The sequence below is a fragment of the Pseudomonas sp. MF6751 genome, from assembly GCF_016613265.1.
Lineage (GTDB): Bacteria > Pseudomonadota > Gammaproteobacteria > Pseudomonadales > Pseudomonadaceae > Aquipseudomonas > Aquipseudomonas fluorescens_BV.
In genome coordinates this window covers 105,753-131,603 of the sequence record NZ_JAENSV010000009.1, presented here as the reverse complement: position 1 = coordinate 131,603, position 25,851 = coordinate 105,753, and the positions used below count along the sequence as shown (strand labels likewise).

General features: G+C 61.1%; 22 protein-coding genes and 1 riboswitch. Of the genes, 7 read left to right on the top strand and 15 right to left on the bottom strand.

Annotated elements, in window-relative coordinates; translation table 11 throughout:
• Positions 1-28: 28 nt before the first annotated feature.
• From JJD66_RS10805 to JJD66_RS10790, 4 genes are all read right to left on the bottom strand, one after another.
• Positions 29-637, bottom strand: a complete 609-nt coding sequence (locus JJD66_RS10805) for a YqiA/YcfP family alpha/beta fold hydrolase (RefSeq protein ID WP_014716651.1) — start codon at positions 635-637, stop codon at positions 29-31.
• A gap of 191 nt (positions 638-828) precedes the next feature.
• Entirely contained in the window at positions 829-1,641 is an 813-nt protein-coding gene (gene cpdA, locus JJD66_RS10800) for a 3',5'-cyclic-AMP phosphodiesterase (protein WP_200648126.1), read from the bottom strand.
• 97 nt (positions 1,642-1,738) lie between these two features.
• Positions 1,739-2,188, bottom strand: a complete 450-nt coding sequence (locus JJD66_RS10795) for a DUF1249 domain-containing protein (protein WP_073524857.1) — start codon at positions 2,186-2,188, stop codon at positions 1,739-1,741.
• Positions 2,179-2,796, bottom strand: coding sequence for an NUDIX domain-containing protein (locus JJD66_RS10790; RefSeq protein ID WP_198714728.1), 618 nt, complete (start codon positions 2,794-2,796; stop codon positions 2,179-2,181). Before JJD66_RS10790 ends, JJD66_RS10795 begins: the two co-directional genes overlap by 10 nt.
• A 193-nt stretch (positions 2,797-2,989) precedes the next feature.
• On the opposite strand from JJD66_RS10790, the gene JJD66_RS10785 reads away from it, so the two are divergent.
• Complete coding sequence (locus JJD66_RS10785) at positions 2,990-3,736, top strand: RsiV family protein (protein WP_054896254.1); 747 nt, start codon at positions 2,990-2,992, stop codon at positions 3,734-3,736.
• A 182-nt stretch (positions 3,737-3,918) separates the two neighbouring features.
• Here JJD66_RS10785 and thiC read toward each other — a convergent pair whose 3' ends face one another.
• On the bottom strand, positions 3,919-5,808 hold the full coding sequence (gene thiC / locus JJD66_RS10780; protein WP_200648125.1) for a phosphomethylpyrimidine synthase ThiC: 1,890 nt from the start codon (positions 5,806-5,808) through the stop codon (positions 3,919-3,921).
• A 149-nt stretch (positions 5,809-5,957) separates the two neighbouring features.
• Positions 5,958-6,063, bottom strand: a riboswitch (TPP riboswitch).
• Between the two features lie 196 nt (positions 6,064-6,259).
• On the opposite strand from thiC, the gene JJD66_RS10775 reads away from it, so the two are divergent.
• Entirely contained in the window at positions 6,260-7,699 is a 1,440-nt protein-coding gene (locus JJD66_RS10775; protein WP_032893875.1) for a TolC family outer membrane protein, read from the top strand.
• Between the two features lie 118 nt (positions 7,700-7,817).
• Here JJD66_RS10775 and waaA read toward each other — a convergent pair whose 3' ends face one another.
• Together waaA and JJD66_RS10765 are read right to left on the bottom strand one after the other, a co-directional pair.
• Positions 7,818-9,095, bottom strand: coding sequence for a lipid IV(A) 3-deoxy-D-manno-octulosonic acid transferase (gene waaA / locus JJD66_RS10770; RefSeq protein ID WP_200648124.1), 1,278 nt, complete (start codon positions 9,093-9,095; stop codon positions 7,818-7,820).
• Positions 9,096-9,118: 23 nt separating this feature from the next.
• Positions 9,119-10,009, bottom strand: coding sequence for a LysR family transcriptional regulator (locus tag JJD66_RS10765; protein ID WP_200648123.1), 891 nt, complete (start codon positions 10,007-10,009; stop codon positions 9,119-9,121).
• Positions 10,010-10,112: 103 nt separating this feature from the next.
• Here JJD66_RS10765 and JJD66_RS10760 point away from each other — a divergent pair, with 103 nt between their 5' ends.
• Genes JJD66_RS10760 through JJD66_RS10745 form a run of 4 tightly spaced genes read left to right on the top strand, consistent with a single transcriptional unit; the run spans position 10,113 to position 13,489 of the window.
• Positions 10,113-10,448: a DMT family transporter gene (locus JJD66_RS10760; RefSeq protein ID WP_003188013.1), complete on the top strand. Its 336-nt coding sequence runs from the start codon at positions 10,113-10,115 to the stop codon at positions 10,446-10,448.
• A 55-nt stretch (positions 10,449-10,503) separates the two neighbouring features.
• Positions 10,504-11,679, top strand: coding sequence for an NAD(P)/FAD-dependent oxidoreductase (locus tag JJD66_RS10755; RefSeq protein WP_200648122.1), 1,176 nt, complete (start codon positions 10,504-10,506; stop codon positions 11,677-11,679).
• On the top strand, positions 11,676-12,488 hold the full coding sequence (locus JJD66_RS10750) for an aldo/keto reductase (RefSeq protein ID WP_198714732.1): 813 nt from the start codon (positions 11,676-11,678) through the stop codon (positions 12,486-12,488). The genes JJD66_RS10755 and JJD66_RS10750 overlap by 4 nt, the downstream gene beginning before the upstream one ends.
• A 41-nt stretch (positions 12,489-12,529) precedes the next feature.
• Complete coding sequence (locus JJD66_RS10745; protein ID WP_198714733.1) at positions 12,530-13,489, top strand: metal ABC transporter ATPase; 960 nt, start codon at positions 12,530-12,532, stop codon at positions 13,487-13,489.
• A gap of 27 nt (positions 13,490-13,516) precedes the next feature.
• Here JJD66_RS10745 and hldE read toward each other — a convergent pair whose 3' ends face one another.
• Together hldE and msbA are read right to left on the bottom strand one after the other, a co-directional pair.
• A complete protein-coding gene (gene hldE / locus JJD66_RS10740; RefSeq protein ID WP_198714734.1) occupies positions 13,517-14,941 on the bottom strand; it encodes a bifunctional D-glycero-beta-D-manno-heptose-7-phosphate kinase/D-glycero-beta-D-manno-heptose 1-phosphate adenylyltransferase HldE in 1,425 nt (474 codons plus the stop codon).
• A gap of 229 nt (positions 14,942-15,170) precedes the next feature.
• Positions 15,171-16,976 (bottom strand): lipid A export permease/ATP-binding protein MsbA, encoded by a 1,806-nt coding sequence (gene msbA / locus JJD66_RS10735; protein ID WP_014716640.1) that lies wholly within the window; start codon positions 16,974-16,976, stop codon positions 15,171-15,173.
• 158 nt (positions 16,977-17,134) lie between these two features.
• Between msbA and JJD66_RS10730 the strand changes: the two genes are divergently transcribed.
• Positions 17,135-18,976, top strand: coding sequence for a bifunctional O-antigen ligase/aminoglycoside phosphotransferase family protein (locus JJD66_RS10730; protein WP_200648121.1), 1,842 nt, complete (start codon positions 17,135-17,137; stop codon positions 18,974-18,976).
• 48 nt (positions 18,977-19,024) lie between these two features.
• On the opposite strand, the gene JJD66_RS10725 is transcribed toward JJD66_RS10730, so the two are convergent.
• From JJD66_RS10725 to JJD66_RS10700, 6 genes are all read right to left on the bottom strand, one after another.
• The gene (locus tag JJD66_RS10725; RefSeq protein ID WP_034125626.1) at positions 19,025-19,906 is read right to left on the bottom strand and encodes a glycosyltransferase; all 882 of its coding nucleotides are present in this window, start codon (positions 19,904-19,906) and stop codon (positions 19,025-19,027) included.
• Positions 19,903-21,051 carry a glycosyltransferase family 4 protein gene (locus JJD66_RS10720; protein ID WP_197881077.1) on the bottom strand — a complete coding sequence of 383 codons (1,149 nt, stop codon included), beginning with the start codon at positions 21,049-21,051 and terminating at the stop codon, positions 19,903-19,905. The genes JJD66_RS10725 and JJD66_RS10720 overlap by 4 nt, the downstream gene beginning before the upstream one ends.
• Before the next feature lie 85 nt (positions 21,052-21,136).
• Positions 21,137-22,543 (bottom strand): PIG-L family deacetylase, encoded by a 1,407-nt coding sequence (locus JJD66_RS10715; protein ID WP_200648120.1) that lies wholly within the window; start codon positions 22,541-22,543, stop codon positions 21,137-21,139.
• Positions 22,540-23,436 carry a GNAT family N-acetyltransferase gene (locus tag JJD66_RS10710; protein ID WP_105225529.1) on the bottom strand — a complete coding sequence of 299 codons (897 nt, stop codon included), beginning with the start codon at positions 23,434-23,436 and terminating at the stop codon, positions 22,540-22,542. Before JJD66_RS10710 ends, JJD66_RS10715 begins: the two co-directional genes overlap by 4 nt.
• Complete coding sequence (locus tag JJD66_RS10705; RefSeq protein WP_014716634.1) at positions 23,437-25,194, bottom strand: carbamoyltransferase family protein; 1,758 nt, start codon at positions 25,192-25,194, stop codon at positions 23,437-23,439.
• A gap of 139 nt (positions 25,195-25,333) precedes the next feature.
• The gene (locus JJD66_RS10700; protein ID WP_038448608.1) at positions 25,334-25,669 is read right to left on the bottom strand and encodes a YceK/YidQ family lipoprotein; all 336 of its coding nucleotides are present in this window, start codon (positions 25,667-25,669) and stop codon (positions 25,334-25,336) included.
• Positions 25,670-25,851: the final 182 nt, after the last annotated feature.

The following is a 25,851-nucleotide window of genomic DNA, read 5'->3' as shown; positions in this document are numbered from 1 at the left end:
GTTCGATTAAAAAGTGACCTGCGATTTTCTACAGTGACGAAAAATCGAAGGATTGAAACTGATCTGCGCCAATGCCGGCAAAACACAACAGTGCCGGCAATTGCTGGGCGAACCCCTGGTAGCCATGGTCGCCACCGGCCTGGATGCGCAAGGCGCAGGCCCGGTAATACTGTTGGGCCAGGCGATAATCCAGGGTTTCGTCCCCGGTCTGCAACCACACCTGATAACGCGCGGCATCCTGGGGCGCCGGTACTTCCAGCTCGGCCAGGGCCGTGACGTGGTCCTGTGTCAATTCCCAGGTCTCATCGGTGTAGAGGTTCTTCTGGGTGCCCAGGTAACCGTCAAACATCCGATGGGGACTGACCGCCGGGTTGACCAGCAACGCCTTGAGACCATGGCGTTCTGCAAGATGGGTTGCATAGTAGCCGCCGAGTGAGCTGCCGACCAGCAGTGGCCGGCCCAGTTGCGCAATCGCTTGCTCCAATTGAAGAATCGCCTGACGAGGGTGGTGATGCAGCGCCGGTACACGTAGCTGGTCGGACAGGCCGAGGGTGCCCATCACAGTGGTCAACTGGCTGGCCTTGTTAGAAGCAGGCGCACTGTTGAAACCGTGGATATACAGGATCGAAGCGGACATGCCGGGCTCTCCGTGCTGGGGCCAAAGAGGCGCAGTTTACAGGGGTTCGAGGCCGGCTGTGAGCACCTCAATCTATCAGACGTCGAATAACCCCTGTGAGAGCTGGCTTGCCTGCGATAGCGGTGCATCAGTCACCGATCATTGGCTGGCAGACCGCCATCGCAGGCAAGCCAGCTCCCACAATTGATACCTCAGTAGCCGTTGCTGCCGTAATCGATGGTGAATGCAAAGCCGACCAAACGCTCCACCCCCGTCTCCAACCGTCCGTCGCCATGCAAACGCAACCAGCGATAACCCGGCGCCTGCTCGCTGACCTGGAAATCCTCACTTCCCGGCGCGAACTGGATACAGGTGGACGGCGAAGCCAGCAGTCGCACACCGTTGCGGTCGCCGTCGATCTCCTGATGCACGTGACCCCAAAGCAATGCCTTGGTCTGCGGGAAGCGCTCAAGCACGGCAAACAGCGCCTCGGGGTTGCGCAGGCCGATCGGCTCCATCCACGCACAGCCGATGGGCACCGGATGATGATGGAAACACACTAGATGATGGCGGTCCGGCGCTTCGCTCAAGGCCTGCGCCAGCCGTTGCAGTTGCTCGTCTTGCAAGTAACCCGGCACCGACCCGGGTACCGCCGAATCCAGCAGGGTGATACGCCAGTTGCCGATATCCACCACCGGTTCGAGCAAATCACTGTGCATGGCAGCCTGGGCCATGACCTGCGGTTCGTCGTGGTTGCCGGGAATCCAGCGCGCCGGGGCGCCAAGGGGAGCGGTCAAGTCGCGAAACTGCTGATAGGACGCCAGCGTGCCGTCCTGAGACAAGTCACCGGTCGCCAGTATCAGGTCGATGGTCGGCTGTTGCGCGCGCGCCAGCTCGACCACCCGCTGCAGGCTTTCACGGGTATTCATGCCCAGCAGCGTGGCGTCAGCGTCGGCAAACAGATGGCTGTCGGACAACTGCACCAGCAACACGGCATCAGGATTCACGGCGGATACGCTCGGCAAGGCGCTCTCCCTGGCAACTACAGGAATGGACATTTGGCGCGATTATGCTGGGGCAGGACACAAAGAGGAAACCCAAGGAAGCAGGCACAGTTCACATTTACCGCACCACTTCAAACTCATGGCCCAAGGCCAGGCAGTGGCTGAGCCATTCGCCGAGGAACACATTGAGCTGTGCTTTCTCATCGGGCTGGTGCATGAACACATTCGGGTAAGGATAGATGCTGCGAAAGCGTCGTGCGTGCTCGGCGCTGATCACTTCGGCCATACGGGCGTCGTGGTACACCTGTACTTCCAGTTGCGGCACCGGCAACCACGGCAGGCTGTGTTCCTGGCGTACCCGCAGGGTGGTGGTGTATGGGCAGGTGAGAATGACTTCCAGGGTCAGCACGCCAAGCATCTGGTCGCCATGGGTGACGGCGATTCGCCGCGCCTGTGGGGTGTGACGCATGTCCGGGAGCAGGCGCATCAGCCGCGCATAGTTGGCCTCGCAGGCCGCTTGCAGCCCGATCAGGTCAACTCGATAACGTTCCCGTGCCTTTACTGCCATAACCCCCTCACTTCCGCGCGATTAAGCGCAAGCCATTGCAGGGCGATAATGCTGGCTGCGTTGGAAATCTTGCCATCGCGCACCGCCTGCAAGGCATCTTCGAATGCCCAGACGGTGACGCGGATGTCTTCTGCTTCTTCTTCCAATCCATGGACACCACCCGCGCCCGAGCTGTCACATCGGCCCAGGTACAGGTGGACAAATTCGGTACTGCCGCCCGGCGACGGGAAATACTTGGTGATCGGCCACAGCGCGGAGAATGTCAGCCCAGCTTCCTCCTCGGCCTCGCGGTGTGCAACCTCCTCGGGTTGCTCATCCTTGTCAATCAGGCCGGCGACCATCTCCACCAGCCAGGGGTTGTCGGCGCGGCCCATGACGCCGACGCGGAACTGCTCGATCAACACCACCTCATCGCGCAGCGGGTCGTAGGGCAGCACGCACACGGCGTCATGACGCACGAACACCTCGCGGTTGATCACCCGGCTCATGCCGCCGTCGAATTTTTCGTGGCGCAGTTGCACGCGATCGAGCTTGTAGAAGCCTTTATAGGCATTGTCACGCTGAACAATCTCGATCTTGTTCGGCGTCGACTTCGCGATGTCCGTCATGCTGTCCCTCGTTAAGCTCGTGCAATGGGCGCCATCCTAACGCGCCGACGCCCGTTGATGCAGCCCCTTTGCGGTTGCCGGGAGAGGCGGCGAGCGTCAAACTCGCTGCAATCAGTTTAGTGGCGAACTGACGGCCACGTTGGCAGTCCAAGCGCTACTCTTTTCGCTTTCCATCGATTTACGAAGGACACACATGTCGCTTTTAAAAATCGCCTCCGTGGCCTGTATTGCCTTGACCCTGGGTGCTTGCCAGAGCCTGTTCCAACCCGCCTATCTCAAGCCGCTGGACGTTACCACCGACAAATCGGAGCAGATCAAGCCCGGCTGTGACAGCCCAGCCTGCCCGCTGGTGAACATCGACACCGTGCATTTCCCCACCGAGCCACAACTCGACAGCCTGGTGGAACAGCGTTTGCTGCAAATGACCCGCACCACGCCTGGCGCCAGCGTACCGGCGAGCCTGAACGCCTACCGGAACACCTTCCTGCGTGAGTCGCCGGACCGCCATGGCATGTACTTGCAAGCCAAGGTACGTGACCAGCATGACGGACTGGTGATCGTTGAAGTGTCCAGCTACCTGGACACCGGTGTCGCCCACGGCGAGCCAGGCCGTGGGTTTATCAACTATTCACGGATTCTGCATAAGGAACTGACCCTGGCCGACATGCTGCTGCCCGGCCAGGAGCAGGCCTTCTGGAACACCGCGAAAGTTGCCCACAACAGTTGGTTGATCAGCACCAAGATGGACCGCGATCCGGAGTTCGTGAAGAGCTGGCCGTTCCAGAAAACCCCGAACGTGGCCCTGACCAGCGGCGGTGTGGTGCTCAAGTACAACGTCAGCACCATCGCCCCTTACGCACAGGGGCTGATCGAAATCACCCTGCCCTATACGCGCCTCACCGGTGTGATCAAGCCTGAGCTGGTGCCCGCACGCCGTTGATCGGTTGACGGTTCAAGGGTGTTATTACAGAGGGAGATTGGGTGTTTGTCGGATCGCTATCGCGGGCAAGCCCGACTCCCACAGGGGACCGTTTGTGAACACAAAATCTGTGTACCACTCGGCCAACTGTGGGAGCCGGGCTTGCCCGCGATGAGGGCGGTGCGGACACCGCCGTCTATGGATCAGACCTTCTTGTAGAGCTGGCTACCTTCCTGCTTGAACCGCTCAGCCTGCTCGGCCAAACCCTTGGCCACGTCCACATCCACCGCATCAATGCGCTGGTTGGCCGCGTACTCACGCACCTCATGGGTGACCTTCATCGAGCAGAATTTAGGCCCACACATGGAGCAGAAATGCGCGACCTTGGCCGATTCCTTGGGCAACGTCTCGTCGTGGAATGCCCGTGCGGTGTCCGGGTCCAGGCCGAGGTTGAACTGGTCTTCCCAGCGGAATTCGAAGCGCGCCTTGCTCAGGGCGTTATCGCGAATCTGCGCGCCAGGGTGGCCTTTGGCAAGGTCGGCCGCGTGGGCCGCAATCTTGTAGGTGATGATCCCGGTCTTCACGTCATCCTTGTTCGGCAGCCCCAAGTGCTCCTTGGGCGTGACGTAGCAGAGCATGGCGCAACCGAACCAACCGATCATCGCCGCGCCAATGCCTGAGGTGATGTGGTCGTAGCCCGGCGCAATATCAGTGGTCAGTGGGCCGAGGGTATAGAACGGCGCCTCGTCGCAACACTCCAGCTGCTTGTCCATGTTCTCCTTGATCAGTTGCATCGGCACATGGCCAGGGCCTTCGATCATGGTTTGCACGTCGTGCTTCCAGGCGATCTTGGTCAGCTCGCCCAGAGTCTCCAGTTCACCGAATTGCGCAGCGTCGTTGGCATCGGCCACAGACCCCGGGCGCAGGCCATCCCCCAGGGAGAAGCTGACGTCATAGGCCTTCATGATTTCGCAGATCTCTTCGAAATGCGTGTAGGCAAAGTTTTCCTTGTGATGGGCCAAGCACCACTTGGCCATGATCGCTCCGCCACGGCTGACAATGCCGGTGACGCGATTGGCGGTCAGCGGCACGTAGCGCAGCAATACGCCGGCGTGAATGGTGAAGTAGTCCACGCCTTGCTCGGCCTGTTCGATCAGGGTGTCGCGGAACAGCTCCCAGGTCAGGTCTTCGGCAACGCCGTCGACTTTTTCCAGGGCCTGATAGATAGGCACTGTGCCGATCGGCACGGGCGAATTACGGATGATCCACTCGCGGGTTTCATGGATATGCTTGCCAGTAGACAGGTCCATGATGTTGTCCGAGCCCCAGCGAATGCCCCAGGTCATCTTCGCCACTTCTTCTTCAATGGACGAACCCAAGGCGCTGTTGCCGATGTTGCCGTTGATCTTCACCAGGAAGTTACGGCCGATAATCATCGGTTCCAGCTCAGTGTGGTTGATGTTGGCCGGGATGATTGCGCGGCCGCGGGCGATTTCTTCGCGCACGAACTCGGGCGTGATGATTTTCGGAATACTGGCGCCGAAGCTGTGCCCGGCATGTTGTTGCTTGAGCAGGCCGCTGGCGCGGGCTTCCTCAAGCTTCATGTTTTCGCGGATGGCCACGTATTCCATTTCTGGCGTGATGATGCCTTTGCGCGCGTAGTGCATCTGGCTGACGTTGGCGCCGGCCTTGGCCCGACGCGGGTTTTGCAGGTGGGCAAAGCGCAGGTAGGCCAGGTCGGGGTTATCCAGACGTTCCTGGCCGTAGCGTGAACTCAAGCAGGCCAGCCGCTCGGTGTCACCACGCTCTTCGATCCACGGCGAGCGCACATCGGCCAAGCCTTTGCACACGTCGATGATGACATTGGGGTCGGTATAGGGGCCGGAGGTATCGTAGACCACTACAGGGGCGTTGATTTCGCCACCAAACTCAGTGGGGGTCACGTCCAGGCTGATTTCACGCATCGGCACGCGAATATCCGGGCGCGAGCCCTGCACGTAGATTTTTTGCGAGCGGGTAAATGGCTGCACGGAGCCGGAGTCGACCTTGGCCGATTCACTCAGGTGCACGGTATTTTTTAGTTTTGTACTCATCACAGGCTCTCCAACTTATCCAGGCGGTGGATTTTTGTCGGAGCGAACCTGTGACGGACGGACGCACTGGAACCAGTGCTGTGCTTGGCGCACGAGGGCTGTTCGATTGTCGAACAACATCCCGGACGAAGCACAAGAGGACTCGCCGGGTGACGAGAAATCTTGTTCCCTACGCAGGCGCTAACCTGATCAGGTTCAACGGGATCCGGTATTTACCGATCTCAGCCTTCCAACAAGGCACCCCGACAAGAACGCGGCCAGTCTAGACCATGGCGTGGGCAAATTGCCAATAGCGGTGCATTCAGCGTGATGAATGGCGTGATCGTGGGATTGTTGTGTGACGGTACGGCCACTACACTCGGGCACGGCCTCAAGGCTTGACGCCAGGCATGGCCAGCCTTAGCCTTGGGCGATGAATTATCACCGTAATATTCTTACTAGGGATCGCCTCATGCTGCGCAAACTCTCACTGGCTGTTGCCGTGTCTTGTGCGACCAACGGACTGGTCTGGGCAGCTGAAGCGCCCTTGTCCGCCAATACCGACCTGGTCAGCGTCTATCAGGAAGCGGCGAACAACAACGCCGACCTGGCCGCTGCCCGTGCGCAGTACGGCGCGCAAAAAGAAGTGGTGCCCCAGGCCCGCGCAGGTTTGCTGCCGAATCTGTCGGCCGGCGCCGACAGCAATAACGTACGTACCCAGATCGACCAACCGGCCGCCACGGCCAACCGTGACGCCCACTCCTGGCGGGCCACCCTGAGCCAGCCGCTGTTCCGTGCCGACCGCTGGTTCCAGCTGCAAGCCGCCCAAGCCGTTAACGAGCAAGCCTCGCTGCAACTGTCGGCCTCCGAGCAGAACCTGATTTTGCAAAGTGCCGAGAGCTACTTCGCCGTGCTGCGCGCCCAGGACAACCTGGCGTCGACCAAGGCCGAAGAAAATGCCTTCAAGCGCCAGCTCGACCAGTCCAACGAACGCTTCGATGTGGGCCTGTCGGACAAGACCGATGTGCTGCAATCACAAGCCAGCTACGACACTGCACGGGCCAACCGCATCCTGGCCCAGCGCCAGGTGGACGACGCTTTCGAAGCGCTGATCACCCTGACCAACCGCCAATACAACTCGATTCAGGGTATCGTCCACACGCTGCCGGTGCTGCCGCCGGCACCGAACGACGCCAAGGCCTGGGTCGAAACTGCCGGGCGCCAGAACCTCAACCTGCTCGCCAGCAATTACGCGGTAACCGCCGCCGAAGAGACCCTACGGCAGCGCAAGGCCGGCCACTTGCCGACGCTCGATGCGGTTGCGCAATACGAAAAAGGCGACAACGACGCCCTGGGTTTCAGCAACCCGAATCAGTTGCCTATCCCGTACGGTGGCGATGTGTCGCAACGCACCGTCGGCCTGCGCTTGAACATCCCGATCTACAGCGGCGGCCTCACCAGCTCGCAAGTGCGCGAATCCTATTCGCGCCTCGACCAGACCGAGCAACAACGTGAAGGCCTGCGCCGCCAAGTGGTGGAAAACACCCGCAACCTGCACCGTGCAGTCAACACCGATGTGGAGCAGGTACAGGCACGCCGTCAGTCGATCATCTCCAACCAGAGCGCGGTGGAAGCCACGGAAATCGGCTATCAGGTGGGCACGCGCAACATCGTCGACGTGCTGGACTCACAGCGCCAGCTGTACGCGTCAGTGCGCAACTACAACAACAGCCGCTACGACTACATCCTCGATAACCTGCGCTTGAAGCAGGCGGCAGGCACGCTCAACCCGGGGGATTTGCAGGATCTGGCGCGCTATCTCAAGGCCGACTACAACCCGGACAAAGACTTCCTGCCGCCGGACCTGGCCAAAGCCGCTGCCGAACAGCTCAAGGCCCGCCCCGGCTATTAAGCGCACCGCCGAACCCATGTGGGAGCTGGCTTGCCTGCGATGCAGACACCTCGGTATATCTGGTACACCGAGGTGATGCTATCGCAGGCAAGCCAGCTCCCACATTGGGTTGGTGTTGTCAGCGAGTGATCAGTCTGTCCAAGCCATCCAGTAAACGCTTTAAAGCGCCCTGATTGGCCTGCATCACCTTGAGCCCAGCCTGCGCCATCCTGCGTGCGTCCTGGGGCAACTCAAACAACTGTCGCACCGCCTCGGCCAGCCCATCGGCATCGTCCACCTCTCGCAACGCCCCGGCGTCGCGCATCATCGCGGTGATGTCGAGGAAGTTGAAGACATGCGGCCCCATGATCACCGGTTTACCCAGCGACGCCGGTTCCAGCGGGTTGTGCCCGCCGGTCGGCACCAGGCTGCCGCCGACAAATGCGCTGTCGGCCAGGGCGTAAAGAAACAGCAATTCGCCCATGGTGTCGCCAAGCAGCACCGACGTTTGCTCGGTGACCGGCTCACCGCTGGAGCGACGCACGGTGGCAAACCCTTGCTGCACGCAGCGCTCAAACGTCGGGCCAAAGCGCTCCTGATGACGGGGCACCAGAATCAGCAGTGCATTGGGATAGTTCGCCAGCAACAGGCGATGAGCTGCCAGCACCACGTCGTCTTCACCTTCGTGGGTACTGGCGGCGATCCAGACCGGACGCTCGCTGGCGCCCCATTGTTCACGCAGGGCGGCGGCGCGGGCCGTCAACTGAGGGTCGATGCTCAGGTCGAACTTGATCGAGCCGGTCACCTCCACAGTTTCAGGACGTGCACCCAGGCTGCGGAAACGTTCAGCCTCGGTCTCGGTCTGTACCGCGAACAAGCTCATTTCTGCCAGCATCGGCGCCGTCAGCTTGGCAAATCGCGCATACCCCTTGGCCGAACGCGCCGACAGCCGCGCATTGGCCAGCGCCACCGGGATACCGCGCTGGGCGCAGGCATGGATATGGTTGGGCCACAGCTCGGTTTCCATGATCACCGCCAGCGTGGGCTGCACGCGGTCGAGAAAACGCTTGGCGGCGCAGGGTAAATCGTACGGCAAGTAGCAGTGCTGGATGCGCGGTTCGTTGGCGAACAACGCCTGGATCCGCTCGGAACCGGTGGGCGTCATGCAGGTGACGGTAATCGGCAGCTGTGGATAACGCTCCAACAAGCCGCGAACCATCGGGGCGGCGGCAATGCTTTCGCCGACCGACACCGCGTGCACCCAGATCCCACCGGGCCGCATCACCGGCAAGCCATAGGAAAACCGCTCGCCCACCCGCTTGGCATAGGCCGGCGCTTTGCGCGCACGCAACCACAAGCGTAAAGCCACCAACGGCAGCGCCAGGTAAAACAGACAGCTGTAGAGAGTTCTATTCATGGCGGCGGAGTTTATCGGCTTTTTCAGTCGATCGCCTGCAAGCACTCAGCAAAACGTTTGGCCAAGAAGCGCGCAGCGGGCCCAAGGTGCTCGTCGCGGCGCCACACCAGTTCCACTACCAGGGCGGGCGGGGTCCATTCGCTGGCCAATTCGATCATCTGTTGCTGGTAAGTCGGATATTGCACGATATGCCGAGGCAGCCAGGCCCAGCCCAGGCCACTCATCAGCCATTCGGCCAATACGTAGAAGCTGTCGGCGCGCCACACCAGGGGGCTGGCCGCCTCGCTGCCGGGGTAGACGCTGGTCTGGGTCGACATCAGCAACTGGCGAAACTGGGCCAGGTGTTGGCACGTCACGTACTGCTCCTTGGCCAACGGGTGATTGACTCCGCACACCGTGACCATTTCCACACTGCCCACCACCCTTCGCTCCAGGGCTTCGGGAATCTGGTCGTGATAGAACAACAGCCCCAGGTCCGCCTTGCGCTCCACCAGCTTGCGCGCCACATCGCCCTGAGCCGCGCTGGACAACTGCACCTCCAACAGCGGGTAGTGCACCGCCAGCGCCTCCAGGCTGTCGAGCACAGGCTGGAACAATATCGCCTCATCCTGGGCCAGGCGCAGGCAGGCTTCCTCGCCGCGGGTCAACGATAAGGCCCGGCCCGTGAGGCGCTCACACTGGCGCAGCACCTCACGCGCTTCCTCCAACAACACACTGCCGGCCTCGGTCAGGCGCGGTTGCCGGCCGCTGCTACGTTCGAACAGGACAACGCCCAAGTCCGCCTCCAGCAGGGCAATGCCATTGCTGACCGCCGATTGCGCCTTGCGCTGCCCACGGGCCACGGCAGAAAACGAACGCTGCTCGGCGACGCTGACAAACAGCCGCATCTGCTCCAGATCCCATTGCACGCTCATGGCTAAACCCATCTCAATTCCAGATAGGTAATGACTTTACCCCATCTGGCGAACCTCTAGAATGCCGACCTTATCAAATGCGCATCACCTCGAGGATTGCCCCATGAATGCCGCCTACTACTACTTGGCCATCGCCATCTGCTCGGAAGTGATCGCCACCGTTTCCATGAAAGCCATCAAAGGCTGGAGCACCCCTATTCCGTTGCTGCTGGTGATCGTCGGTTACGGCGTGGCGTTCTGGATGCTGACCCTAGTGGTACGCACCGTGCCGGTCGGCGTGGCATACGCGGTGTGGGCCGGGATGGGCATCGTGATGGTCAGCATCGCGGCGTTGTTCATCTATGGGCAGAAGCTGGATGTGCCGGCGATGCTGGGGATGGGCCTGATTGTGCTGGGCGTGGTGGTGATTCAGCTGTTCTCGAAAACCGCCGGGCACTGACCGCCACTCAACAGCCTGTATACTGCGCCTCTTGTCTTGAACACTGAGGTCGCCGATGCCATCCGTTATTTCCACCGACGTTCTGATTGTCGGCGCCGGGGTTGCCGGCCTCTGGCTCAATGCGCGCCTGCGCGGCCAGGGGTTCTCCACGGTACTGGTGGAAAGCGCCACCCTGGGCGGCGGGCAAAGCCTGAAGTCCCAGGGGATCATTCACGGCGGTGCGAAATACGCCTTGCATGGCGCCCTCACCGGCGCCTCCGAAGCCATTGCCGATATGCCGCGCCGCTGGCGTGAAGCCCTGGCCGGCAGCGGCGAGCTGGACCTGTCCGGTGTGCGCGTGCTGTCCCAGGCGCATTACTTGTGGTCGCCCGGGACGATTGCCGGCAACCTCACCAGCTTTTTTGCCAGCAAGGCCGTGCGTGGCCGCGTCGATCAGGTCAAGGGCGACGAACTGCCCCTGGCGCTGCAGGACCGTCGCTTCAAAGGCAAGGTCTATCGCCTGGCCGAGCTGGTGGTGGACGTGCCCAGCCTGATCAACCGCCTGGCGCAATTGGCCGGTGACGGTCTGCTCGCTGGTCAGCACATCGAACCGTTGCTGGAGGGTGACACCCTGGTGGGCTTGAAGGTCGATGGTCGTGAGATCCGCGCCCAGCGCATAGTCCTGAGCGCTGGCGGCGGCACGGCAGACTTGCTCGCCGCCCTGGGCCATAGCCAGCCGGCCATGCAAAAACGCCCGCTGCACATGATCATCGCCAAAGGCCCCGGCCTCAAGCCGCTGTACGCCCACTGCCTGGGCGGCGGCACCAAGCCGCGGATCACCGTAACCACCCACCCGGCCGCCGACGGCAACTGGGTGTGGTACATGGGCGGCGATATCGCCGAGGCTGACGGTGTGGGGCGTACGCCGCAAGAACAGATCGCCACCGCGCAGAAAGAGCTGGCGCAACTGCTGCCCTGGATCGACATGAGCCAGACCCAGTGGGCCACCCTGCGGGTGGATCGCGCCGAGCCGCTGCAAACGGGGCTGAGCCGTCCCGATAACGCGTTCCTTGCCGAAGACGGCCGCCTGCTGGTGGGCTGGCCCACCAAACTGGCCCTGGCGCCGGACTTCGCCGACCGCGTACTCCACGCCCTGGAGCGCGACGGCATACGCCCCAGCGCCAGCGCCCCTCTGCCCGAACTGCCAACCCCGGCAATCGGCCAACCCGCCTGGGAGCAACTGTTGCCATGAGCCTGCCAACCCTGCACGACCTGCATCGCCCCCTGGGCAGCACCGGCCTGCTGGTGTCGCCCCTGGGCCTGGGCACCGTCAAGTTGGGCCGCGACCAAGGGGTGAAATACCCCAACGGCTTTCAGATCCCTGGCGACGACGACGCCCGCATGTTGTTGCGCCAGGCCCGCGAGCTGGGCATCAACCTGATCGACACCGCGCCGGCCTACGGCATCAGCGAAGAGCGCCTGGGGCCGCTGCTGCGTGATCAGCGCAAGGACTGGGTAATCGTCAGCAAGGTTGGCGAAGAGTTTGCCAATGGCGTGTCCCATCACGATTTCAGCGCAGCCCATACGCGGATGTCGATTGAACGCAGCCTGAAACGACTTGAAACGGATTTTATCGACCTGGTGCTGGTGCATTCCGACGGCAACGACTTGCATATCCTCAATGATTGCGAGGTTTACCAGACCCTGGCGCAGCTGAAGAAAGACGGCAAGATTCGCGGTTTCGGCTTCTCCGGCAAAACCGTCGAGGGCGGTGTGAAAGCGCTGGAACAGGGCGACTGCGCGATGGTCACCTACAACCTCAACGAACAGGCTGAGAAGGCCGTGATCGACTATGCGGCCGCCCACGGCAAGGGCATCCTGGTGAAAAAGGCGCTGGCCAGCGGCCACGTATGCCTGGAACCGGGAATGGATCCAATTCAGGCCAGTTTCACCTTGTTGTTCGCGCAAACGGGCGTCGCCAGTGCTATTGTCGGGACCATTAATCCGCTGCACCTGGCCCATAACGTAGCAACTGCTGCCCGGGTCATTCGTCAACTCTGATGCCGCCCACGCGGCCGACCCCGTCGCAAGAAGGAGCCGACATGCCGCGTACGCTCATAAGAAAGAACCCCAGCAACTTCAAGACACTGCCGCTGCACGTCGAAGCCACCCCCGAAGGCCTGAGTTACCAGAGCGTCGGCATGCCGCTCAACTTCGCCCAGACCTTGCAACGGCGCAAGCCGGTCGAGGTGCCAGATCCCGAGCGCTTCGCCCTGGAACTGGCTAACCTCGGCGTCTCGGTACGCCTGACCCTGCACTGGCAAAACAAGGACTACTGGGTGCTGGTGCGCCAACGCCGCCAGGACCGTGGCGATGTTGTGCTCAAGCTGATCTCCGGCTACGTCCCAGCTCATGAACTGAACCTGCCGCTGCACACCGCCATCCAGGAAATTGCCGAGGAGTGCCTGCTCGAAACCCCTGAAGGCTGGCTCGGCGGGCGCTTTAACGATACCTGGCTGCCGGCGCCCTACTCCGCCGCCCTGCATTACCGCGAAGCCCTGCCGTTTCGCCTGAGCCCTTTGTCTGGGGCCGCACGCCCGGTACGCTGCGCCACCATGCAACTGATCGAGCGCCCACGGGCCTACGTGCACCTGCCGACCGCCTCGCTGCAATTGATTTATGACCTGCGCCTGGAAGTGCCGAAGGAAGCCAAGTCCCTCAGCTTGTTTCATGTGGATGAGCGTTTGGAGGGTGACCAACTGGTGGCGCGCCTGGACCGTCAGCGCCCGGACCTGTACTTGATGCCGCTCAAAGATGGCGAGCCACTGGCAGAGTTGTACACGGTCAAGAAAGACCAGCTGTACCCGGCCAGCACGCGCGGCCTCTATCTGGCGGAAAGTTTTGCCCAGCAAGAGGGCTGGCTGGTGCGCGATGAGCGGATACGCTGGAAGGATTGGCTCAGGCAGCAGGGCCTGGCAGAACCGGAAAAAGACTCCAAGCTCAAGCGCTTGACCGGCAAGGCACGGCAGATGCTGCGCAAGATCGTGCCGAAGAAAAGCTAGGGGCGAGCAGGCTCGCCCCACGGGGTATCACTCGTTGTTGCGGATCTTCTCGACAATCGCAGTGGTGGAGCTGTTTTCAACCAACCCCAGCACTTTTACCGTGCCACCGTAGGCGCTGACGATGTCCGCACCGACTACCTGATCGACAGTGTAGTCACCACCCTTGACCAGCACGTCGGGCTTGACCTGGGCCAACAGGTTTTCCGGGGTGCCTTCGGAAAAGCTGATCACCCAGTCCACCGCGCCCAGACCCGCGAGGACCGCCATGCGCCGGTCAACGCTGTTGATCGGGCGGCCAGGACCTTTCAAGCGGCTGACCGAAGCGTCATCGTTGACCGCAACGATCAAGCGATCGCCTTGGGCGCTTGCCTGCTCCAGGTACGTCACGTGCCCGGCGTGCAGGATGTCAAAGCAGCCGTTGGTGAACACAATGCTTTCGTTGTGAGCTCGAGCATCGTCAATTGCCAGCAGCAACTGCTCCAGGCCCAGCACACCACGCTCCGAGCCTTCGGAACGCTGGATCGCACGGCGCAACTCAGGTGCGCTGATGGCTGCAGTACCCAGCTTGCCCACCACAATGCCCGCGGCCAGGTTAGCCAGGGCCACGGCGTGGGGCAGTTCCTCGCCAGCCGCGATAGACGCAGCCAGAGTAGAGATTACCGTGTCACCGGCGCCCGTAACGTCAAACACTTCACGGGCACGCGCCGGCAGGTGCATCGCCGGGTGACCCGGACGCAACAGGGTCATGCCGTGCTCGCCACGGGTCACCAGCAAGGCGCCCAGGTCGAGATCGGCCATCAGCGCCGCGCCCTTGCTCACCAGTTCGTGCTCATCAGCGCAACCGCCGACGATGGTTTCGAACTCACTGAGGTTGGGCGTGAGCAGGCTGGCGCCTCGGTAAACCGAGAAGTCCTTGCCCTTGGGATCGGCCAGCACCGGGATGTTGCGGGCCTTGGCGGCCTGGATCAATACCTGGTGATTCTGCAAGGCGCCTTTGCCGTAGTCGGACAACACCAGCACCTTGATACCTTCGAGCAGCGCCTCGACCTGGTCGCCGAGGGCCAGAGCGTCGGTGGCGAAGGGTTCTTCGAAATCGATACGCAGCAACTGCTGGTGACGGCTCATGACCCGCAGCTTGACGATCGTCGGCTGATGAGCAATGCGCTGGAACAACGCATGCACGCCGGCACCCTGCAGGCTGTTGGCCAGACTTTCGGCCGCTTCGTCGTCACCGGTCACACCCACCAGGGAGGCCGGGGCGCCGAGGGCGGCAATATTGAGCGCGACGTTGGCAGCGCCACCTGGGCGGTCTTCGATTTGCTCGACCTTGACGACCGGCACCGGAGCCTCAGGGGAAATCCGTGAGGTACCACCATGCCAGTAACGGTCGAGCATGACATCGCCGACCACCAAGACAGCGGCTTGATTGAATCGCGGCATGGACAACTTCATGGAGCAACCCACATACAAAATGAACAGGGGCGCGATATTAGCACAGGGTTTGCGATGGCTTGCGACCACCGCAGGGCAAATGTGGGAGGGGATTTGATCTCTGTAGGAGCGAGCTTGCTCGCGAAAAACTCACAGACGCCGCGTTTATTCAGGAAGCGCGGTTTATCGTTGAGGTTTTTCGCGAGCGAGCTCGCTCCTACATTTCATTTACACCGTGATGCCGGTTGGATCAGGTGATATCAGCCTGCACCGGTGCATCCAGACCCATGGCATGCAGGCGGGCGTAGTAACCGTTCTGCGCCAACAACTCGCCATGGGTACCACGCTCGACAATCCGCCCGTCGTCCATCACCAGGATCAGATCAGCCTTCTCAATGGTGGACAAGCGGTGCGCGATCACCAAGGTCGTGCGACCTTGCATGACCTTATCGAGTGCCGCCTGGATATGCCGCTCGGACTCGGTATCGAGGGCCGAGGTGGCCTCGTCGAGGATCAGCAACGGGGCATTCTTGAGCAACGCACGGGCAATCGCCAAACGCTGACGCTGGCCGCCGGACAACAACACACCGTTCTCGCCAACCTGAGTATCAAAGCCCTTGGGCAACTGATCGATGAAGTCCTTGGCGTTGGCATCCGCCGCCGCCGCTTCCACATCGGCACGAGGTGCACCGGCCAGGTCGCCGTAGGCGATGTTGTTGGTCACAGTGTCGCTGAACAGGGTCACATGCTGGGTGACCTGGGCAATGTGTTTGCGCAGGTTGAGCAACTTGTAGTCTTCAATTTCGATGCCATCGAGCAGGATTTCACCGCTTTCATGATGGTAAAAGCGCGGGATCAGGCTGGCCAGGGTCGACTTGCCACTGCCCGAACGCCCCACCAGCGCAATCATCTGCCCAGGCTCGGCGGTAAAGCTGATGTCCTTGAGCACATGGCGATCGGTGCCAGGGTAGGTGAAGTTCAGGTGACGCACTTCCAGGCGACCGCTGACCTTGTCGCGTTCAAGAGTGCCGTGGTCGACCTCAACGTCTTCGTCCAGCTGTTCGAAGATACTTTCGGCGCCTGCCACACCTTTCTGGATAGTCGAACTGACCTCCGAGAGCTGGCGGATCGGCTTGGGCAGCAAGCCCGCCAGGGTGATGTAGGCCACCATGTCACCCGCCGAGGCGTCGCCACGCAGGTACAGCACCAGGAACATCAACACGGCCATGGCGGAGTAGATCACCAATTGCAGCGCCGGGGTGTAGATCGCCCCAGTGCGGGTCATGCGCAGTTGCTTGTTCGTATTGCTCTGGCTGGCCTTGAAGAAGCGCTTCTGTTCGTAGACTTCGCCGCCGAAGCTGCGCACCACGCGGTAGCCCTGGATGGTCTCCGAGGCCACGTGGGTCACGTCGCCCATGGCCACCTGGATCTTCTTGCTCTGCTTGCGGAATTTCTTGCTGGCGGTACTGACCATCACGGCAATCAACGGCAGGATCGCGATCATTACCAACGTGAGGCGCCAGTTCATGTACAGCAAGGAAGCGAACAGGAAGATCACCGTCATGCCTTCACGGATCACCACCTTGATAGCATCGGTCGCAGCCCCCGTGACCATGGTCACGTTGAAGGTGATGCGGGAAATCAGATGCCCGGAGTTGTGATTATCGAAGTAGCGGTTGGGCAGCGTCAGCAGGTTGTTGAACAGTTGCACCCGCAAGTCGTGGACCAGACCCAGGGAGACCTTGGCCAACAGGTAGTTGCCCAGGAATGAGCCCAGGCCCTGCCAGGCCGCGATCAAGATGATCAGCAGCGGTACCGCCTGCAGCAATTGCAGGTCGCGCAGGAAGGGCACGGTCGGGAACAGCACGGCTTCCGGATTGGAGAGACCGTCGACAAAGTACTTGAGGATGTAACCCAGCATCGGTTGGGTCGACGCGAAAATCAGAAATCCAAGGATACTCAACGCGAACAAGCCCATATAGGGCTTAACGTAACTGAGCAGGCGGAAGTATATTTTCAAGCTCGAAGGGCTTGCGCTCGGACTGGAGTCGGTCATATCACGCGGCGTTTTGAAAAAGGAGGCTGACTTTAGCACAGCTTCTCTGTTGTACTTGCACCCGGCGTAAGCCGCGGCCCGGTTGGATCCTACCGGCGACATTACATAGCCACTAGCTTAAGATGGTCGGCTTTCTCTTTCTGGAATGGCTTTACTGTATGCACTCCAAGCGCCTTACCTATGGCTCAAATCGCGTTTTCGACTTCCTGGTCCTATGGATTTTGCCTGTTGGCTTGCTGCTGCTCCTGAGTGCACTGTTCTTTGTCGGCAATCGCAATGTACTGCACCGCATTGTCTACATCCTGTTCAGCGTACCGACCTTGTTTCTGTTGTGCATGCGCCCTCGGGAGTTCAAGGACCTGCTGCGCGAGCCCCTGGCGATCGCGTTCCTGGCGTTCTCCGCCTGGGCGTTGACCAGCCTGCTCTGGAGCCCTGAACCCAGTTCCGATACCGACCTGTTCAAGCGGCCGTTGAATACCTTCATGCTGTTTGGTGGCTGCGCACTGCTGCTTCATTATCGCAATGAACTTTTCAAGCCAGTCTTCTTCAGCGCTGCGGTGATTGCGCTGGTGGTGAGCCTGGGTAATCTGGTGGCGTTCGCCAAGGGTTATTCGCCCGGCATGCGCATGATCGGCGGCCTGGGCGCCCTCGACAACCCACTGCTCAGCTCGCACCTGTTTGGCTTTTTCACGGTGTACTGGCTGTATGTCTGCATGACTACCCAGCGTCTCAAGGTGCTGTGGTTCAGCGTTCCGGCCCTGGCGGTCATGACCACTGCGGTGCTGGCGACCGGCTCACGCACGCCACTGGTGGCGCTGACGCTGGCCATACTTTGGATGAGCTTTGTGAGCCGTAACCGCCGCGCGGCGCTACTAATCACCGGCATGGTACTGGGCGCCGCCGGGCTCCTGTTGTTCTTCCCCGAAATGATCACTGGGCGCGGCAGCTCGTTCCGCCTTGAGCTGTGGAGCATGACATTGCAGCTCGTTGCCGAGCACCCTTGGATCGGGCATAGCTATGATTCCGAGCTTTTCCTAACGGTGTCCGATGGATACCAACTGCGCGAGCCCCACAGCTTCGCCCTCGGCGTGCTCTATTACGTCGGCATCATCGGTTTCATCCCATGGGCCTTCATGCTCGTTTGGGGCTTATACAAAGGCCTGCAGCAACGCGCCCAGCCGCTGTTCATCCTGGCTTCGTCACTGCTGGCCTACGGCATCGGCGCGGGCCTGACCGAAGGCGGAGGCATTCTGTCGCGCCCTAAGGAGCACTGGTTCCTGCTGTGGATTCCGTTGGCAATTATCACCGGCCTGAGCCTCGCCCAGCGCCATCGCAGCCTGCTGCGCATGCCGGTGCAGAACCTCAAGCCCGCAGCGTTTGAACAGCTGTGCAGCAACGCCCATGTGATTGAGGCCGATGGCCTGGGTCCCAAAGTCCTGCGCCTGGAGGACGGCAGTTTCCTCAAGCTGTTCCGCCCACGCCGCTGGTACACCTCCGGAAGCTTCAACCCGTACTCCGAGCGCTTTGCCAGCAACAGCGAGCAACTGCGCACCCTGGGCATTCCTACGCCGCACATCCTCGGGCTCTACCGCCTGAGCGATGCCAGCAGCGCAGTGCGCTACACGCCGTTGCCCGGCCTGACGTTGCGCCAAGCGCTGCAAAGCCTGGACAGCAGCCTGCGTGAATCACTGGTTGAGCGCTTTGGACGGTTCATGGCGCAACTGCACGAGCGCGGCGTGTACTTCCGCTCGCTGCACTTGGGTAACGTGTTGTTGATGGACGACGGTGAGTTCGCCCTGATCGACGTGGCTGACCTGCGCATTTACCCGTCTTCACTGCGCTACGCCTTGCGCCAACGTAACCTGCGCCACATGCAACGTTATCCTCAGGATCGCAACTGGCTGTTCGAAACGCACTTCGAACAACTGCTCAAGGGTTACGCCTCGGAGGCGAGCCCAGCCGCCACTGCGAAAATCCGCGAGCAGGTCCAGAGCCTGTAAACACCTGTAGGAGCGAGCTTGCTCGCTCCTACAGGGTGCGGTGGCGATTCAGTTTTTGAGCGGCGCCAGATACAACCGCACCAGCCCGCGCAAGGTCTTGCGCCCCCAGAACTTCAAAGGGATCTGCTTGAGAACCTCCCGCGCCAACGGGCGGTCGCGGTCGGCGGTCTTGAGAAACATCGAGTTCAGGAAGTTGTAGCGAACCGCGTCATAGGCCGGATGCTCGCTGAACTTGGCGTAGGTCTTGAGGATGTTCTGGATCATGTAGCGGTGGTTCTTGTAGGTGTTGCTGGCGTGCTGGCGATACTTGGCCATCACCACGTCAAGGGCGTCAATGGTGTAGCCCGCCGCCGTAATCTTCAGTTGGATCAGCAAGTCTTCCAGGGGAATCTGCGGGTCGAAACCACCGACCTCCTCCAGCACTTCGCGGCGAATCAGCATGGTCGGCGCCGGTGGAAACGGCTTGCGGTCCAAGAACAGGTCATCGAAGTCCAGACGTCGAAACGGCACGTCGCGACGCTGTTTCTTCTCCGGGTGCAGGTTGCCATCCCCGTCGATCAGCTCGATATTGCCAGCACACATGCCCACCTTCGGCTTGCCATCCATATACGCCACCTGGGTGGCAATACGGTCCGGCAACATGATGTCATCCGAGCCGAACGGTGCGATCAGGCTACCCTTGGCGCGAGCAATCGCACCGTTCAAGGTCGCGCTGAGCCCTTGGTTCTGCTGCACCTGGAAATCAAAGCCGTGCTCGGCCTGCAAGCGCTGGATGCGTTCGACGCTGTCATCTTTGGAGCCGTCGTCGACTACCAACAGCTCGATATTGGGGTAGGTCTGCCCCAGCACACTAAGAATGCTTTGCTCGATGTACTGGCCATGGTTGTAGGAAGCGATGATCACCGAGACCAGAGGTTGTTGCTGATTCATGCTCTACCTACTTCACGCAAACCGGTTTCAATCAGGGTCAGGTACTTGTGCTTGAACTCGTCGAGGGTGTGGTTGGCCTCCAGATAGCGGAACACCTCCTCACCCTTGGCGCGCAATTGTTCATCGCTCATGGCCAGGTAAGTGTCCAGGGCCGCAGCCAATTGTTCGACATTACCCGGATCATGGGACAAGCCGCCCGCGCCCTGCACCAGTGGCAGCATCGCCGGGCCGTTGGAGGCGATCACCGGAAGGTGGCCGCTCATGCCTTCCAGCAAGGCCAGGCCCAGGCCTTCGAACAGCGACGGCATGGTCCAGATATCGAAGCCGCGCACGTACTTCATGCCGTCTTCGCGAAAGCCCAGCAAATGCGCACGGCCGGTCAGGCCGAGGCGCTCGATGTCGGCACGCAGGTCGGCTTCGGCACGGCCAGAACCAATAATCCCCACCTGCGCCTCAGGGTATTTGTCCTTGAGCGTGGCGAAGGCTTGCAGCAGATGGGTATGGCCTTTGATCGGCACGAGGCGGCCCAGGGCGCCGATCATCCGTGCATCCATTGGCAGGCCCAGGGCCTTGCGCGCGTCCTCACGAGACAGCTGCAAAGCCTCGGCCTGGGGAATGTCGATAGCGTTGGTGACGTACGTGGTGTTCTCACGGGTGAATCCGCAGTTGAGGTCTACCAGGTAGTCCTTGACCGCTTCGGACACCCCGACAAAGCGCCACGCCGGGCTGACCCAGCGCTGGGTTTGACGCCGACGGTAACCACGGGCGTACTCGCCAAAGCCGTGGGAGATGCCGATGCACAGCGGGATCTTCAACCAGCGGTTGAGCGACAGCATCATGTTCACCGACTTGAAGCGGTTACAGATGACCACGTCGAACTTCTGCTCGCGGCAGTACTTGTAGATCTGCCACATGGCGCCAAAGCGAATGCCCTTGAGGGACTTCTCCGGCAGCTCGAAATAATGGGAGTGCTCGGCCACGCTCAGGGGCTGGCCGGGCAGCGGGCGCCCACTGAGAAATCCGGAGGTCACCTCGAAGCGCTCAGCCGGCAGGGATTTGACGATTTGCTCACCCAAGTCCGCGAAGTCATGGGTCTTGACGTTGTAGTCCGGCTGTAACTGCAAAACCTTGAAACGAGGCTTCATAACTCTCCATGCAGCGATCTGGCTACGGGCACGCAGCCCGGTAAAAAGGGCGACAGGCGCATAACGGCCTGCCTTCAATCGGCTCTCAGTCCTGCTTCAGGACCCACAACAGCTCGTGACGGCGCACGGCCTTGCGGAAGAATTCGTTCTCGCCATAGGGCGATGGACTACGGCCCGCCAGCAGTTGCTGCAACCACCTACGCACTCGACGCTTGAACGGCGCTGGCGGCTGCAGGTCGTGCATCATGCCCAGGGCCATGGCCTTGTCCTGCTGCTGGCTCAAGGCGAGGGCGAAACTGCACGGCACCAGTTCCACAGCACCATCGAAACGTGGCGGCAGCGCCACGCCAGCGCCGGAATCGCCCATTGGCCAGCGGTCGTTATCATGCAGGTGATTGGCGTAGCCGAGCAATGTGTCGGGCTGCCACTCCAGGCCCTGCAAAGCTTCCAGCACTGCCGCGTGGGCGCAGATATGGTCGGCGTGAGGGTCCAGCAACGGCGTGGGTAAGACGATGACCTGGGGCCGCGCCTTGAGCAGCAGCGCCCGCAGGTCGGCGATCAGGTTATGCCAGGTCGGGGCACCATCAGCATCGCCAGGCAGGATAAAACCATTGAACTGGCGAAACAGCCGCGTATCGGCCAAATCGGCTTCGCGGGAGGCTTGAGGCTGATCTGGCGCGGCCTGCATGGCTTGCAACTGCATGCAGAAGTACCCCAACTGCACGCACTGCGCCTCGGGCACGCCCGCCCAGCGGGGCACGGCGACGCTGTCCCAGGCTCGCAAACGGCCCTTGAGGCGCGCAGCATCAGCCTTGGGCAGGCCCATGTGCTGATAATGCTCGGCTTCGATTTCACCGGCCGTCAGCGTGACGATCCAGCTTTCAGTCGCCTGGCTGTAAAGGCTGAACGCAGCCAGCTCGGCATCGTCGGCATGGGGCGCGATCACCATCACACGTTGCTGGCGATAGTCCGGCTGGCGAAAGCGCCACAGCGTCGGCTGCCCCTTGATCCGGCAAAAACGCCCGCGCAATTTGAGCTTGCCCGCGGCCAAGGCTTCGGCGGCGCCAGTCAGGTTCAGATAACGCCGCCCAGCGACGCCGCGCTCGAAGGCTTGCCGGTCCGGGCTTTGCAGGCCCAACAGGTCTACCGCAGGATCGAAGAAACGCCCCAGCCAGGTACTTTTCAACTCAATGCCGACGATCAGGGTTTCATCCGCCGCCAACGGCGCATCCAGCAACAGCCGGCCCGCCTCCAGGCGCAAGCCGGGCTGTTCGCTGCCAGCCGGGAAGGCATACTCATAGCTGTCTTTGGGCGAGTAAAACAGGTGATCGGCAAACCAGGCTTCATGGGCGGCCCACAGCAGCACCGCAAGGATCAGCGGCAACCACCAGGCCACCAGTACGCCGGTGGCGACCAACACCAGCACGCCGATCAATAGCGCAATACGCTTGTTACGCCGATGGCGCTTGAGCAGTTGCTGTTTACGGCTCATACACTGAAGACCGGCACCGGGTTGCACCAGCGCTCCTTGTATTCACGGTCGGAACGCCCGAAGGAGAAGCGCAGCGACTTGTTCGCCGCCCGCGCCTGCTCCCAGGCACTTTGGGTATTGAGAAAACTCAGCACGCTGCCGGGGCTGAATGCACGGGTTTCAGGGTCGACGCCGCCATTGACATACTCGGCGCTGAACCACTCGTTGGACTGCACCTGATACACCAATTGCACTGCAATCGGCGCGTCGTTCAGAAACAGCACCGAGCCGAACAGGAATTCCTTGAGCAACTCCAGCACCTCGGCCAGACGCGCCGCGCCCGCCGCCGGGAAGCCCCAACGACGCTGGAACAGGTCGCAATAGATCGCCGCCAGTTCTACGCTGGAAAACTCACTGACCGCCCTTACCACGCCGCCCGCCTCTTCCAACAGGCGCAGTTCGCGCCGCTGGTTGTAGCGAAACTTCTTCGACAGGTCTTCGGGAGTACGCGCCATGGCCAATTGCTCGGCCTGGGGCTTGAGGGTGCTCACGCGCCCTTGATTGAGCGTCGACAGGTAGCGCGCACGATGCCGCAACGGCACCTGCGCATCGGCAGCAATCGGCAGGATGATCTCGGCGTTGCCCAGGTCAAACAGGCCTTTCTTGCCACTGCGCTTGAGCACATCCTTGGACAGCGCCAGGTCGCGCCCCCAGGTGGCGATCGCCCCCTTGAGTTCACCACCGTGCTCCCAGCCCAGGTAGCGCACAGGTATCTGCGCCAGCCCGGCCAACCGCTCGATCACCTGGGGATGGGTCGCCACACTGCCGCCGTAACGCTGCCAGGCCTGGGCGTAAACCTCGGCCTCGACAGGCGCCCAGCCACGTTCACGCCAGCCCTGGAAGCGGTTCAGCATTTAAACCACGGCGTCATAAGGGTCCACGCCATCCTTGACCACCAGGATGTCTTCCATGATCAGGTACTGCAGGTCCGAGCCGAAGAACATGTTCAGCGCGTCGGTCGGCGAGCAGATCATCGCTTCGCCACGACGGTTGAGCGAGGTGTTCAGGGACACGCCGTTACCGGTCAGCACTTCCAGCTCTTTCATCATGTCGTAGTAGCGCGGGTTGTATTCGCGCTTGAGCACCTGGGCGCGGGAAGTACCGTCTTCGTGCACCACTTCCGGTACACGGGTCTTCCACTCTTCGGCGACTTCAAAGGTGAAGGTCATGAACGGCGCCGGATGATCGACCTTGATCATCTGCGGGGCAACGGTGTCGAGCATCGACGGGCAGAAAGGCCTCCAACGCTCGCGGAACTTGATCTGGTGGTTGATGCGATCCGCCACGCCGGTCGCACTCGGGCAACCGATGATCGAACGACCGCCCAAGGCACGCGGGCCAAACTCCATGCGGCCCTGGAACCAGGCGACCGGATTGCCGTCGACCATGATCTTGGCAATGCGCTTAGGCATGTTCTCGATCTTGCGCCAGTTCGGCTTGCTCTCGTGCTTGGCGCACGCGGCGATCACGTCTTCGTTGCTGTAGGACGGGCCGAGGTAGACGTGTTCCATCTTCTCGACCGGTACGCCACGGGCATGGGACACATAGGCCGCCGCGCCGACGGCGGTGCCGGCATCGCCGGAAGCCGGCTGTACGAACAGCTCTTTGACGTCGTCACGGGCAATGATTTTCTGGTTCAGCTTGACGTTCAGCGCACAGCCGCCGGCGAAGGCGAGCTTGCCGGTGTCCTTGAGGATGTCGCCCAGGTAGTGGTCGATCATCTGCAAGGCCAGTTTTTCGAACAGCGCCTGCATGCTGGCTGCATAGTGGATGTACGGTTCGTCGGCGATGTCGCCTTCGCGTTTCGGCCCCAGCCACTCGATCAGTTTTGGCGAGAAGTAGAAACCCTTGCCCTTCTCTTTGTAGCGGCGCAGGCCGATGACGTTGGCGTAGTCGGTGTTGATCACCAGTTCGCCGTTTTCAAAGGAGGCCAGGCGCGAGAAGTCGTATTTGCTGGCATCGCCGTACGGCGCCATGCCCATGACCTTGAACTCACCGTCGAGCATTTCGAAACCGAGGAACTCGGTGATTGCGCCGTACAGGCCGCCGAGGGAGTCCGGATCGTAGAATTCCTTGATCTTGTGGATCTTGCCGTTTTCGCCGTAGCCAAAGAAGGTAGTGGCGTACTCGCCCTTGCCGTCAATGCCCAGGATCGCGGTTTTTTCCTGGAAGCCCGAGCAGTGGTAGGCGCTGGAGGCGTGAGCCAGGTGGTGTTCTACCGGTTCAATCTTGATTTTCTTCGGATCGAAGCCCAGTTGCTCCAGGCACCAGACGATCTTGTTGCGATAGCGCTTGTAGCGACGGTTGCCCATCAGGATCGCGTCGAGAGCGCGGTCCGGGGCGTACCAGTAACGCTTGGCGTAGTGCCAGCGCGCCTCGCCGAACAGGCTGATCGGGGCGAACGGGATCGCCACCACGTCAACGTCCGAAGGCTTGATGCCAGCCTGCTCCAGGCAGAACTTCGCCGACTCGTAGGGCATGCGGTTCTTTGCATGTTTGTCGCGTACGAAGCGCTCTTCTTCGGCGGCCGCAATCAGCTTGCCGTCGATATACAGGGCTGCGGAAGGATCATGGCTAAGGGCGCCGGACAGGCCAAGAATCGTCAATGCCACTGGGGTCTAGCCTCTTTTAGTCTGCATGCAGACGCATCGCGCCTGAAAAAAGTGTGTTTCCCGCCGGGGCGGGAAACAGCTAAAGGGCGGGATTATAGCTTAAAAGCAGGGGGAAGCTGTTAGCGGCAAGCTCAGCGGATTATTGGAGTTCAATGCTACCGTCGGCGCTTTGCCGGTAGACCGTGTAGGGCAGCAGGAGCGTGTCCGTGATGCCCGAGAGCGGGATATCAATGAGCGTCCATGGCACATTGTTCACTGCCACATCGCCGCGGGAGTTCGGCGGGCCATTCAAGATACACAGGTTATAAGTCACCCCGCTGTAAATACGGGGAACGGACTGACAATAGGTTTTATTGGCCTTGAGTGATCGAACTGTGGCGGCATCCTCGCGAAACGCGGTAGTAACAGTTCCGCAGCCAGCCATGGTTAATGCGATGCTCCCCAGCACCAGTAACTTCATGCTCGTTGTGCGCATGTTTTCGGCTCTTCTTTTTTGGAGGAACCGAAATCTAGCAGCTCCCGCTTCGCTAACCCAACGAATCAGGAGCCTACAAGCGCCGTCGCAACGCGTGGGAAACTTCCTGTTCCGCCCAGTGTTGTGAATTCGGAAAAATCCAGGGGAACCGTTAAACTGGCGGCATTTGCGCCTACGCCATT

Bases quoted from the DNA above. Each gene is read 5' to 3' on its own strand.
- JJD66_RS10745 (WP_198714733.1), top strand. From the start codon at position 12,530: ATGCCGCGTACGCTCATAAGAAAGAACCCCAGCAACTTCAAGACACTG.
- waaA (WP_200648124.1), bottom strand. From the start codon at position 9,095: ATGAATAGAACTCTCTACAGCTGTCTGTTTTACCTGGCGCTGCCGTTG.
- msbA (WP_014716640.1), bottom strand. From the start codon at position 16,976: ATGACCGACTCCAGTCCGAGCGCAAGCCCTTCGAGCTTGAAAATATAC.
- JJD66_RS10785 (WP_054896254.1), top strand. From the start codon at position 2,990: ATGTCGCTTTTAAAAATCGCCTCCGTGGCCTGTATTGCCTTGACCCTG.
- JJD66_RS10755 (WP_200648122.1), top strand. From the start codon at position 10,504: ATGCCATCCGTTATTTCCACCGACGTTCTGATTGTCGGCGCCGGGGTT.
- JJD66_RS10805 (WP_014716651.1), bottom strand. From the start codon at position 637: ATGTCCGCTTCGATCCTGTATATCCACGGTTTCAACAGTGCGCCTGCT.
- JJD66_RS10765 (WP_200648123.1), bottom strand. From the start codon at position 10,009: ATGAGCGTGCAATGGGATCTGGAGCAGATGCGGCTGTTTGTCAGCGTC.
- JJD66_RS10750 (WP_198714732.1), top strand. From the start codon at position 11,676: ATGAGCCTGCCAACCCTGCACGACCTGCATCGCCCCCTGGGCAGCACC.
- hldE (WP_198714734.1), bottom strand. From the start codon at position 14,941: ATGAAGTTGTCCATGCCGCGATTCAATCAAGCCGCTGTCTTGGTGGTC.
- JJD66_RS10790 (WP_198714728.1), bottom strand. From the start codon at position 2,796: ATGACGGACATCGCGAAGTCGACGCCGAACAAGATCGAGATTGTTCAG.
- JJD66_RS10700 (WP_038448608.1), bottom strand. From the start codon at position 25,669: ATGCGCACAACGAGCATGAAGTTACTGGTGCTGGGGAGCATCGCATTA.
- JJD66_RS10730 (WP_200648121.1), top strand. From the start codon at position 17,135: ATGCACTCCAAGCGCCTTACCTATGGCTCAAATCGCGTTTTCGACTTC.
- thiC (WP_200648125.1), bottom strand. From the start codon at position 5,808: ATGAGTACAAAACTAAAAAATACCGTGCACCTGAGTGAATCGGCCAAG.
- JJD66_RS10775 (WP_032893875.1), top strand. From the start codon at position 6,260: ATGCTGCGCAAACTCTCACTGGCTGTTGCCGTGTCTTGTGCGACCAAC.
- JJD66_RS10710 (WP_105225529.1), bottom strand. From the start codon at position 23,436: ATGCTGAACCGCTTCCAGGGCTGGCGTGAACGTGGCTGGGCGCCTGTC.
- JJD66_RS10725 (WP_034125626.1), bottom strand. From the start codon at position 19,906: ATGAATCAGCAACAACCTCTGGTCTCGGTGATCATCGCTTCCTACAAC.
- JJD66_RS10720 (WP_197881077.1), bottom strand. From the start codon at position 21,051: ATGAAGCCTCGTTTCAAGGTTTTGCAGTTACAGCCGGACTACAACGTC.
- JJD66_RS10795 (WP_073524857.1), bottom strand. From the start codon at position 2,188: ATGGCAGTAAAGGCACGGGAACGTTATCGAGTTGACCTGATCGGGCTG.
- JJD66_RS10715 (WP_200648120.1), bottom strand. From the start codon at position 22,543: ATGAGCCGTAAACAGCAACTGCTCAAGCGCCATCGGCGTAACAAGCGT.
- JJD66_RS10760 (WP_003188013.1), top strand. From the start codon at position 10,113: ATGAATGCCGCCTACTACTACTTGGCCATCGCCATCTGCTCGGAAGTG.